Genomic DNA, 11,808 nt, shown 5'->3' on the forward strand with positions numbered 1-11,808 from the left:
TTTTTCCGCGCTATAAAACTTTAGTAAAGTAACGAGTTTATGCTATATTCAAAAAAACCACAAGAGTCTACATCTGATATCGTATTGATCGGTGCCGGTATAATGAGTGCTACCCTGGGTGTTTTACTTAAAAAATTAAACCCCAAGTTCACCATTTCCATATTTGAGCGACTAGACCGCGTCACGGCCGAAAGTTCGGATGCATGGAACAACGCAGGAACAGGGCATTCGGCATTCTGTGAACTGAACTACACACCTCAAAAGGAGGATGGATCAGTTGATGTATCCAAAGCAATCAAAATTGCCGAATCGTTTGAAGTCTCCAAGGAATTCTGGGCATCATTGGTCGAAGAGCATATTATTGATGATCCCGACAATTTTATTCACCACATCCCGCACATGAGTTTTGTGTGGGGCAAAGACAATGTGGAATATTTAAGAACCCGCTTTGAAACGCTTACCAGCCACCATTTATTCAAAGGGATGCAGTATTCGGAGGATCCATCTGAAATCGAAAACTGGATTCCGTTGATCATGGAAGGGAGGGATCCGCAGGAAACCGTGGCCGCCACAAAGATGGAACTGGGTACGGATGTTAATTTTGGAGCACTGACCAAATCCATGTTTAAATTTCTGGAAGCACAGGAAGGTGTGGAACTTCATCTGAATCACGAGGTGGAAGATTTCAAACATCAAAATGACGGATCCTGGATTATTGAGGTCAAGGACAGGGAATACAAACAAGTCAAAAACATTCAAACCAAATTTGTATTTATAGGAGCAGGAGGTGGTTCTCTTCCCCTACTGGAAAAGTCAGGAATACCGGAGGGTAAAGGCTTTGGAGGATTCCCGGTTAGCGGTCAGTGGCTCGTGTGCAACAATCCTGAAATCGTGGAGAAACACCAGGCTAAGGTATATGGGAAAGCTGCGGTAGGATCGCCGCCTATGTCGGTCCCTCATCTTGACACGCGCATCATTGATGGCAAAAAAGCGTTGCTATTCGGCCCCTACGCTGGTTTTTCAACTAAATTTTTGAAGAATGGATCCTATATGGACCTTCCATTGTCGATCAAGCTGAATAATATAAAACCGATGATTTCTGCCGGTATCCATAACATTCCGCTCACCAAATATCTCATAGACCAGGTTAGGCAATCGCCCGAAGACCGTATTGAAGCTTTAAGTGACTATATGCCTTTGGCAAAAATGAGCGACTGGCGCCTGGAAACGGCTGGACAACGGGTACAGGTGATCAAGAAGGATAAAAAAGAAGGTGGTGTTCTTGAATTTGGAACAGAAATGGTAACTTCTTCCGATGGATCGATTGCAGCCCTGCTTGGTGCCTCTCCGGGTGCTTCCACGTCAGTTTCGATTATGATCGATCTCATCCATCGCTGTTTCGGAAAGCAAGCGCAGTCCGAGGAATGGAAAAACGAATTTAAAAAGTTGATACCATCCTTTGGCCAATCCTTATCAAAAGACGCCAAGCTGGCTCTTGAAACGAGGAACAGAACATCGGGTATTTTACAATTAATTCCTACTGAACTGGAAGAGCTGATCTCCGTTTAGCACAGCTTTTATTAATAGTGAAGCCGCCTTGTAGCACTACAGGCGGCTTCTTCATTTACTGGTGTTCCGCCCCAATCTTTCCGGGTCGACTACCTCATATTAAGTCACGGAAATCTGCGGATTGGGATCCGAAAAAAATTACTTCGTTACCTGTTTTTCTGCTACGATTGGGAATTTACCATCCTCAGTAATAACATTCCCCGACATTTTATCCCCTGTCTGAATAAGGTTTACGACGATTTCGCTCGATTCAATCTGCAATTTAAATGAGATCATCTTCTCTTTGATGACAAGATCCCTCATCGGCATCTTGTTCTCGGTGGAACCTATAAATCCAAGCATCTTATCATCGCGTTGCTCAAAACTCATGATGCCGTTTTCGTATTCCGGTGGAACACTGGTTACTTTGTATTTCCATGATCCCAAAATTTCATCTTTGGTAATCCTGGAACCAGCGGCAATGGAAAACAGACAAATGGCAAAAAGTGCGATAAAGTGATAATTTTTATTCATTGTAATGGACATTTAGTTGGTTAACGAAAGAAACGAATTTTTGTCTTAAATGAATTGAATAAAGATTACTTATTTCTGGTGTGTAAACAAATGAACCCCCTTTTTGTTACCGGTAACGATGTCCGGAAGACCATCGCCGTTGATATCCTCCACAGTTACGTGCAGGCCTACCCCAGAGTCATTGTCAATTTCGTGACGGATCCAGGTTGGTGTTTTACCTGGTTTGTATTCGTACCAATATAGAACGGCAGGTTCGCGTTCACCCGGATCATTTCCATTGTGCGCCCAGAAGCGCTTTCCCGTGATCAGATCCGGATTTCCGTCGCCATTGATGTCTTTCAAGGCCATTCCGTGACTTTGTGAAAATGATTTATCAATTTCATGATGTGTCCAGGTTGCGTTGCCCTGGGCATCTTTGCCCTGCTCATGCCACCAAATGCCGTAATTATGGGCCGATGCGCTGATGACATCATTGAGACCATCTCCGTTGAGGTCCATGACGTACATCTGAGAGCAATCCTGGCCAAGATCTGCCGCATGGAAAGTCCAATCCTTGTCCTTGGGTGCTTTTCCTGCGCCACCTTTGGGGCCTTCCCACCAGCCGTTTTTCACAAGAACATCCTTTCTTCCGTCGCCATTGACATCTCCGTATCCAAGACCATGCGAATACTTGTGCGTCGATTGCTTTTCATCATTACTAATTATATACTTTTCCCATGCGGTATCACCCTTCTTTGAAGGTGATTTCAACCAAATTACCTTCAGCGCCGTGGGATCATTACACAAAAGGTCCAGTCTCCCGTCGCCGTCCATGTCCACCAGCATCGGAGATTCATTTCCGACAGAAGAATGGATCATGTGTTGCGCCCAATGTCCGGGTTTGTTTTTCGGATTTTCATGCCATACAGCAGCTTTCCCAGGCCAGTCTATCCGGATCAGGTCTATCCACCCATCTTGATTGACATCCATAGCAAAATCGAGGAAAGAATTACTGTAACTTCCATTTACAATAAATGAATCCGGTTTGGCCAACTCGTGGGCTGTCCAGGAGGGCGCTTCAAACCAATAGGCTCCAGAAAGGACATCCTTTTTACCATCCTTGTTCACATCACCCATGGCCGCACCTTCGGCGATAAATCGGTTGGTAAGATCCTTTTTCACAAACTTAACCGTACGGACCTTTTGATTTTTACTTTGCCCCTCACTCATGATGGGTACCAAAAGAATTACCTGAATGGCCAGAAAAAATTTAAAACTATTTTTTATATCAATCATTACGATCCAAAGTTTTTGGTTTAGTTAACACTTATAAGATCATACCCAGGCGTGAATACTTATTCAATTCATATTATCAATCTGTGAAACTGGTTTCATGTGTGCATTTCCAAAATCGGAATCCTCACTGCTCTACCTCCAGACAATCCACCACCATCGCTCCCCGACTGGGTTTTAAAATAATCGCATACCCCCCTTCCGGGAAAAAGTCACTCACCCATAGCGCTTTGGACGGGGTGAGTTTCCTGGCATTGAGGTTTATTTTCGCTTTGGGTACTCCGTTTATCAACAACTCTACGGATCCGAATTCCGGTCCTTTGGGACTCCACAGTGTAAAACGGCGACCGCGAACATTCCATTTTGCCATATGCTCTTTTTTTACTGTTAAATAGCCCTTAGCCGACCTGAAACCTTCGGTATATTCCTTCCATTCAGCTGCCCTTTCACCCGCTCCAAGCAAGGCATCCGTGGCGTCAAACCAAAACTTTGCAGGGGATGCAGACCCAGAAATCTTAAATTCTAATACCTCAAGGTGTGTTCGAGGCTCAAGCCACCATCCTATCTGAGAAACTTTTGCCTTTCCCTGCACATTGCCGAGTGAGCCACGCCACGCAATATCATCATCTATCCTGAGAAGGATATTGCCAACTTCGTTTCGGCGAAGCATGAAGCGGCGGTCTGCTTCTGATACCCACTGCTCTCCTACTTCCAGTCTGCGTTTTCCCTTTACATCAAAGCTTATGATTTCCCATCGTTTGTCAGAAATTTCAAGGGCGCTGTAGGCGCAATCCGCACCTTTACCTACAAGGCTGTCGGAAGTGGCATTTTCCGGACCAAGTGTGCCTTCATAGTCCCAGATCAATCGGGCGGTTCCATTCAGTTTTACACGAACCTCCATCTCAAAGGCACCATAGGCTGACCGGATCAGTGTAAGTGCCGGTCCGGAATGAGCGTTTAAAACAAACCCCCTTTCTCTGAATGGCTTATCCCAATAGCGCTTGGCAACATGGATTGTTCCCAGGTTGTCAGAATCACGAGAGGGAAACATCGCCCATAGCACATTTTTAGCATCAACCTGCCCTGAGAAAGTTTGCCCCCAAAGCCCTTCATATTCCGATTCTTTGTCATCAGCATGCCACAGCGAACCATCCTGGTACAATTCCCATTTACTCTCGTCCGTTGCCTTCTCCAATGGCACCCGAAACAGTACACCATAATTACGGTTACGCGCCACACTCGTCGCCGGAGCATACAAATAACCGTCATGGGCAAATGAAGGAAAAAATTCCAGAAGTGGCGGGTGGTAATAATTTGCTCTCACGTCCCGTACCAATTTCCTTTCTGAATACGGTCCCTCGGGCCTGGCGGCGGTCATCACAAACAATGTCCAGGAATGCGGTGCATCGTCCATCATTCCGGTGATAAGCCAGTCATTTTTTCTTTTAATCAACGTAGCGGCATAGGTTCGCCTGTAACGTCCCTTCATCAAAGGAAGCGTGGTGTTTCTGGTAATGGGATTGGGATCACGTATCCACGGCCCTTCCGGTTTGCTGGCCCTGGCGTACCCAATACCTCCCTCTTTGTTGAAATCAGCTTCACCCCAATCATAAATCATGTGATATACCCCCGGGGACCGGTCATTTGAATCCGTTTTTTCATAAACCACACAAACATCGGGGGTGTGGCCGCCTTTGTCAAAAAGCAAAGGATCTGGCGCCAGAATGGTACCCAAATGTTCCCAGGTTTTCCCTTTGTCCCTTGACCTCATGCCAATACAGCTGGAAGGCTTGCTGATATAACCTTTGGTATAGGCGCCAATGTATACAAACAGATCGGTGCTTACCGGATCAATAAACAAAAATCCGTTGACAGGCCATTCCAAGGGAGGGCTGCCCCGCCAGATCGGATTGCCCGGAATCCGTTCAAAAGAATCAAAAGAGGGCCCTCCCAACACCGCATGCTGGAGCCATTCATTTCTCCACCGGGCTTCGGCAAAATCACGTACCGGTACCCTGGAAACCGTTTGCGGATGGGCTCTAAGTTGATTGACAAGTGGCAGGAATAACCCGGTAATGGTTGCGGATCTGATAAATTTCCGTCTCGACACCCTTGTTAAAAGCATGAAAGTTTAGATTACGGGGTAATGGTCTATATGCGCCTCATTTTCTTTTTGGAATAAATCGGCCAAATACGGCTGGCATCCTGGTCTTTTATTTCACACTCAGCAAATACTCCATCAGCGCATAAAAATCCTTTTCAGGTATTACCGTCCTGAACTGATCCGGCATAAGGGTATATTGCGAAGGCTTGAATTCCTTCATGTCATTCCTGACAACGGAAAACTCCTGGCCGGTTGGGTCAGCGAAGACCATCGTTTCGCCCTCTGTTCTGCGGTAAAGACCGGAAAGTAATTTCCCATTCTTGAGGGTGATATTGTAATTCCTGAATGATTCGGAGATGTTCCGGTTTGGATCAAGAATCTTTTCCGTAAGGGCTTTGATGCCCCAGTTCCCGATTCCATCAAGCTGCGGACCTATCAAACCGCCAACTGCAGCGATCTGATGACAGGACCCACAATTCTGAACAAAGATCGATTTTCCAACGGCTACGGAATTGGTCTGAAGCCTGTGACCGGCAATTCTTGAGTCAATCAGCTTTTGTCTCTCTTCCCTTTCACTGGCACCGCCTTCGGTAAGCCCATCAAGCATCTTTTGCTGACTTACGCTGATATTAGTGGCAAGTCGTTCCTTCACACGCACCTCTGAAAACACATTGGCATTTACTTCTTCTCCTTTCAATGCACTCAGCAGGTAATCTATTCCCTCCTGCGAATTGGAAAGAACCGAGGCAATGGCAGTCTGAACCGAGAATGCACTACCGGCAAAGCCCTTTTGGAGTAATGCAAAAACCTTGGAAGAAGATGCCTGTCCAAGAATTAAAGCTAGTTTCTCTCTCAGGCCAGCAGCCTCGTCCCGGCTACTGAATATAGCACCCACAATCTCCGAATTTCCTTTTGGGTCAATATTAATCAATGCGTTGGAAGCTGCTGCCCGTGTATTGTTATCCATCCAGCGCGCGCTTGCCACTTTTGTAAGCACAGGCTGCAGGGATGAATCCCTGAAGTCGCCCGCTATCTGGGCAGCCTGGGAGCGTAGTTCGGCAATCTCAGAAGGACTTTTTGAGGGGATTTCAAGGATGGCCGGTTCAAATTGACCAATCCCAATGGATCCCGTCTGCGAACTGTCGACCGCTTCCAGATATCCGCTTTCCCCCTTGAAAGCACTTAGATCAAAGGTAACATTCTGGATCAGGTCTTTCTGCTGTGCGGGTTCGACCTGATTTACCCGCCTTTCGGCAACTATTTTATTGGATCCGGCAAGACGAATTCTGACAACATTCCGGGAAACTCCCTTTTTTAATTCACTTCTGTAAATATCATTGTCAAAAATATTCATTTTTAAACTCGCAGGGAGTTGGAATGAAACAGAATAAAGTACTTCCTTGGGAGCGTAACCCTTTTTTTCGCTATAAATCAGCCGGAAAGCAGGCATTATGTCTGTCAGGAATCCATCGGAAACCATCCATGGGCCTACACTTTCACTCGATCTCAAAATCGGACGGCTTTTCCAGACATCCGTATTTTCTGAAATATTATCCAGATAATGTTTTGCCAGTGCCAAACCCCAATCCCTCATTTTCGTTGAAGCCATTGCCCCGTTTTGCGCGATACCTCTCTTAAAGGAATTGTAGAGAGACATTTGCATATCGTAATCATCTCCAAACTTTTTAGTGACCAGTTCCACCACCTGATCCATTTGATAAGGTGCTGCGTATCGCCCGATATATTCCAGTTTAATGAGCAGGTCGGAGGCTGGAACCGTGTGATGTAACAGGTAATCCAAAACAAATGACGCCCCTGCCGATGCCGGCACATCAACCAAAACCCGGGACAATATTTCAAGTTCCCTATCGCTCCATTTCAACCCCGGAACCCTCCACATGACACTCCGATTCCTAAGATTGTTACGTACCGCAAGCAAAGCGGTATATTTCAGATGAGAGTCTTCCTTCGGTGTTTCATCATAGAGAGCCATCAGTGGCGAAAGATTCGATGCCCTGGGGTTTTGATTTAAGACTTCGGCTGCAGTCCTTTGTACAAAAGGATCCTTTGCCTTCAACGCGCTGATCACGATCGGGTACTGGTCCTCGGAAATTTTCTTTATCTCCGTCAGTACACGAAAAGCATGCACCTTGATTGTGGCATCATTGTGACTTAATGCCCGATTGAGCACTGATTCCGGCAACGCATCCAGCCGATGCAGAATCCATAAAGCATGCACATAGGTAGTTGCGTCTGTTTGGGCCGATGCCAAAACATCCGTTATGGGCTGAATGGCTTTCCGTTGCCAGGAATCCACGATCCGATCTGCCACTTTAAGACGTGTATTCAATTGCGGATGTTTCAGCCCGGCGATCAACTGCGACAGGGTTGATTTGGACCAGTCGGTTATAGTCATTGGCTTGTCACCCTGATCACCTTTATAAGTGATCTTCCAGATTCTTCCGCTCACCCGGTCTCTGCCCGGATGATTCAGCGGCACTTCATAATGCCCGATGATCCGGTTGTAAAAATCGGCTACATAAAGAGAGCCATCAGGCCCCAACTTCACGTCCACCGGCCTGAACCAGGGATCTTCACTCACTAGAAATGGTTCCTCCTTTTTTGAAACCGGTGAAGAGCCATTGAACGAAATGGTGTTCCGATCAATACGACAGGTTACTACATCGCCCGTAAAAAAGCTCTTTTGATATTTTTCAGGAAACTGATTTCCGGTATAATAAACCAGGCCAGCCAGCGCAGTTGAAGCGAGGTCATAGCTCATCATTTCAGGTGCGAAGCCTAATCCATCCGGGGCTTTTCTACCAAAGTGAGGATAATCGCCCCCGGAAATTAATTGTGCAATGGGCTTGGTATGACAGTCGACAGAATAAAGAAAGCCCTTTTCATCGTAGGCATAGCCAAATGGGTTCACTCTGCCAAAGGTGGTTTGCTCCACATGGCTGCCGTCCATTTTCACACGAAACGTATTGCCCGACACCATGGTGATCGAATCGCCGTCCGTACCAGCCACCGTGGAAGTATTGGAAAAACCATGACAAATGTGGAGCCAACCATCATAGCCTCTCATAATATTATTCACCATGCCGTGCGTGTCCTTATGGCCAAACGGCCCAAGGAGTACTTTTTTGCTATCCGCTTTCCCATCCTGATTTGCATCTTTGAAATAGTATAGATTGGGAATGCTGTAAGCAATGGCTCCATCCGACACCGGCATGACGCCAATTGGAATATTGAGGTTGTCGTCAAAATGGGTAAAGGTATCTGCTTTACCGTCACCATTTTTATCCTCCAAAATGGTAATACGGTCCTTTCCGTCACCTTTACCTGCCGCCATCGGATACTCACCCGACTGGGTAACCCACAGCCGGCCTCGGTCGTCAAACTCCATGTTCATGGGTTTAATGATGTCCGGCTCTGACGCAAAGAGCGTCACTTCGAATCCGGGCGGCAACTTAAAACTGAGACGTTCTTCCTCCGGAGTCTGGTATTTACTGGTTCGGACATGCTCGGCATACACGTCTTTGGCCGGCAAAACTGCCTGGCCTCCAGTGGTAGGTTTGGGAACACTACAGCCTTGTGCATATAGCAAAAAAGTAGTGGTACAAAGCGCGATTGCTTTGCCTCTCAGGTCAAATCGTGGTTTCATGGAATCAAGCAGGGCAGACAAGGTATTTAGACCAAAGCACTTAGTAAGTTTTCAATCAAACAACGGGAATGGCTAATTCTACTAATAAAATTTGGACAGGTCATAGGCCTTTGACCGTATTTCACGAGCGAAAAACGACATATTATACTCCGTGGCGTAATAAGGACAGCTATTTATCAACTTACCAAAACCCAGGCGAGTCCGATGCCTATTCAAACACGGACATGATCTCACTCAGTCCTACACCAAGAACTTTCTTAGCAATTACATCAAGCACTACGTCATCGCCTTCAAAATGATAGGTGCGTTGTCGATGGATGAGCGTCTCTCCGGTTTTTAAAGCGCGGGTAGATGAGTTGGATTCCAGTTCATAAAACGGCCCCATTTGCGTTCCATCATCCAGCTTCCCGTCATTGTAGGCATTCAATACGTCTCCGGCATAAGGATCGTTGTGAAACTCCCAACTGGACTTAAGATAACGTTCTCCCCGATCCATGTCGTACTGAATAATGGTGAGAACACCTTTTTCGGCATCATAGCTTCCTGCTACATTTTTTGCGGATTTTGGTGCAATACCAATCTTACTTCTGAACTTCCCGTCTGCTTTGAGGAAAAGTGCCGAATCCCGTACAGCGATACGGTCGGCAGGGATTTTACCAAAATAATTATCGGTAATAGCAGGTTTTGTATCGTGTTCGCTCTTAAAGGGGGCAACGATTACAGTCCTATCTGTAGGCTTGAACATGCCCAGTAGCCAGATACCAAGCATTCCTTTTTCGGGTGTCCAGGCAGCCCCTTTGTTGGTGACCGCGTTCACTGTTTCGTAGGCCACGCTCTTACATTTTCCCAAGTCCTTAATATCCAATGACGTGAGTACTGACGATTGTCCCAGCATTGAAACTTTCCGGTCAATTTTAATTTGGAAATCCGTTCCGCTGTAGTTGGTAATGGTAGCGTCGATTGTCAATGCAACGGAAGAATTGTCGGACTCTGCCACCTGATAGGCAACGGTATCAATCAATGCGGGAGTTTGCCAGTTTTCAAAAGAAAACGCCTGACCTTTTTTGAAATAAACCGAAAATTGCCCCCCTTCCGGCGAAAGCCAAAACCGCTCCTCCCCACCGAACGCGTTCATGTGCGGCTGATGGACCCCGCTGGATATCAAGTCATAGTTGATCCAGCCATAACTATTCCCACCGGACCCCGTTGCCGTGCTCGTCATTACCCGACCCTGATAGGCTGGCACAACCACTGCTTTCGCTTCCGGATTGTCGGGAGCCATCAGGACGACAACCTCCTTATGATTTTGTAAAAATGCAAGGTCATTTCCAAAAGACCCTTTTGTGTTTTGTTCCAATTTTTTCTGATCATTGCTGGCGTTTTTCTGACAGGCCGAAAGAACCAGCCCTATCATCAAAACCACCGTTAAACTTTTCGTCCGCATCATAGGAATGATAATCACTATCGTAAGTAATTTCCGTAACCCACTATCAATACAGATACGACAATTATCAATATTCCGGCTATGATCGTGGTCAGGGTCTTTTTTCGGATATTGGACCATTCTTTCAATATGAGCCCCCAACTATTGGCAACCAAAATGATAAATGCCATGTGTAATATCCAGGAGCTGGGACCATTACCTAATTTACTTTCACCCATTCCATAAAAGAAAAACTGCATGAACCAGGTCGTGCCGGCCAGTGCTGAGAAGATATAGTTGGAAAGAAGTGGTGTAGACTGGTCGGTATAGTTACCAAAGGTTTTGTTCCGGGCATTTAAGAGCATGCACCAAATGAAGTTGGTTGTTAATCCACCCAGAAGAATGACCACGTAGGTTACATTATTTTGGAACAAAAACTCCCCCTGACCCGGATTAGCCGCTTTCCATACTTCGTTAGCCTCTTCGGCCATCACTTTCCCCGCGTCGATCCCAAATGCAAAACAGGCGCTCAACACCCCCGATATGATAGAAACGGTGAGACCAAGACCTATCCTGAATTCCGTTTTGTCATCTTTGACCAACCCGTTACTCTTCAGATCTTTGTCCTTCATTGATCCGGCAATGCCACAAACAATTATTCCGATTACACACACAAGCAAACCAAGCAAAACCATTTGCCCCCAGCTATTCGTGAAAAGATCTGAAATAGAATCCTTACCAGCCACCGGATTGAACTGGTAGTAAACAGAGGGTATCAGCGCCCCAAATACAGAACAAAGTCCAAGGATGATGGAGCTTCCTAGTGAAACGCCAAGATAACGCACACCCAAGCCATAGGTAAGCCCACCTATGCCCCACAGGACACCAAAGAAATACGTGAGAATCAGGATTCCCCCATTCGTATTGGCAATGATTTCAGTAAAGTTCGGGATGGTAAGATACGCTGCCAGGGGTGGCACAATAAGCCAGGAAAATAGCCCGCCTACAATCCAATAGGTTTCCCAGGCCCAGCCCTTTACTTTTTTGTAAGGAATATAAAAACTCCCGGAGGCAAACCCGCCGATAAAATGAAAAATTACACCTAAGAGTGCTTGCATGGACGATCCTGGTTAATATTAGAGCTGTTCAATTTCCCATGGCGCAACGATCATATAGCCCCACGCAAATTGCTTTCTCATTAAAAGGCAATCATCCTGTACCATACTGCTCGCAACCACCTCAATATGACAGCCGTAGGAA

Annotated in this window: 7 protein-coding genes; 1 reads left to right on the forward strand and 6 read right to left on the reverse strand. The window is 46.2% G+C overall.

The genetic code is table 11. The annotated features are described in order from the left end of the window. Window positions 1-39 precede the first annotated feature (39 nt). Window positions 40-1,569, forward strand: a complete 1,530-nt coding sequence (locus DYADSP32_RS13910) for a malate:quinone oxidoreductase (RefSeq protein ID WP_149242172.1) — start codon at window positions 40-42, stop codon at window positions 1,567-1,569. Window positions 1,570-1,707: 138 nt separating this feature from the next. On the opposite strand, the gene DYADSP32_RS13915 is transcribed toward DYADSP32_RS13910, so the two are convergent. The 6 genes from DYADSP32_RS13915 to rhaT all read right to left on the reverse strand — a co-directional run bounded on the left by DYADSP32_RS13915 (window position 1,708) and on the right by rhaT (window position 11,666). Beyond that, entirely contained in the window at window positions 1,708-2,082 is a 375-nt protein-coding gene (locus DYADSP32_RS13915) for a hypothetical protein (RefSeq protein WP_149242171.1), read from the reverse strand. Between the two features lie 69 nt (window positions 2,083-2,151). Next, window positions 2,152-3,357 carry an FG-GAP repeat domain-containing protein gene (locus DYADSP32_RS13920; protein WP_149242169.1) on the reverse strand — a complete coding sequence of 402 codons (1,206 nt, stop codon included), beginning with the start codon at window positions 3,355-3,357 and terminating at the stop codon, window positions 2,152-2,154. A gap of 124 nt (window positions 3,358-3,481) precedes the next feature. After that, window positions 3,482-5,479: a hypothetical protein gene (locus DYADSP32_RS13925; protein ID WP_149242168.1), complete on the reverse strand. Its 1,998-nt coding sequence runs from the start codon at window positions 5,477-5,479 to the stop codon at window positions 3,482-3,484. 88 nt (window positions 5,480-5,567) lie between these two features. Next, a complete protein-coding gene (locus DYADSP32_RS13930; protein ID WP_149242167.1) occupies window positions 5,568-9,125 on the reverse strand; it encodes a PVC-type heme-binding CxxCH protein in 3,558 nt (1,185 codons plus the stop codon). A 208-nt stretch (window positions 9,126-9,333) separates the two neighbouring features. Next, a complete protein-coding gene (locus tag DYADSP32_RS13935) occupies window positions 9,334-10,572 on the reverse strand; it encodes a DUF6786 family protein (protein ID WP_414617756.1) in 1,239 nt (412 codons plus the stop codon). A 14-nt stretch (window positions 10,573-10,586) separates the two neighbouring features. Next, the gene (gene rhaT / locus DYADSP32_RS13940; protein WP_149242165.1) at window positions 10,587-11,666 is read right to left on the reverse strand and encodes an L-rhamnose/proton symporter RhaT; all 1,080 of its coding nucleotides are present in this window, start codon (window positions 11,664-11,666) and stop codon (window positions 10,587-10,589) included. Window positions 11,667-11,808: the final 142 nt, after the last annotated feature.

It is taken from the genome of Dyadobacter sp. 32, assembly GCF_902506755.1.
In the GTDB taxonomy this organism is placed as follows: domain Bacteria; phylum Bacteroidota; class Bacteroidia; order Cytophagales; family Spirosomataceae; genus Dyadobacter.

Coding starts and splice junctions, on each gene's coding strand:
- DYADSP32_RS13910 (WP_149242172.1), top strand. CDS start 40: ATGCTATATTCAAAAAAACCACAAGAGTCTACATCTGATATCGTATTG.
- DYADSP32_RS13915 (WP_149242171.1), bottom strand. CDS start 2,082: ATGAATAAAAATTATCACTTTATCGCACTTTTTGCCATTTGTCTGTTT.
- DYADSP32_RS13920 (WP_149242169.1), bottom strand. CDS start 3,357: ATGATTGATATAAAAAATAGTTTTAAATTTTTTCTGGCCATTCAGGTA.
- DYADSP32_RS13925 (WP_149242168.1), bottom strand. CDS start 5,479: ATGCTTTTAACAAGGGTGTCGAGACGGAAATTTATCAGATCCGCAACC.
- DYADSP32_RS13930 (WP_149242167.1), bottom strand. CDS start 9,125: ATGAAACCACGATTTGACCTGAGAGGCAAAGCAATCGCGCTTTGTACC.
- DYADSP32_RS13935 (WP_414617756.1), bottom strand. CDS start 10,572: ATGATGCGGACGAAAAGTTTAACGGTGGTTTTGATGATAGGGCTGGTT.
- rhaT (WP_149242165.1), bottom strand. CDS start 11,666: ATGCAAGCACTCTTAGGTGTAATTTTTCATTTTATCGGCGGGTTTGCC.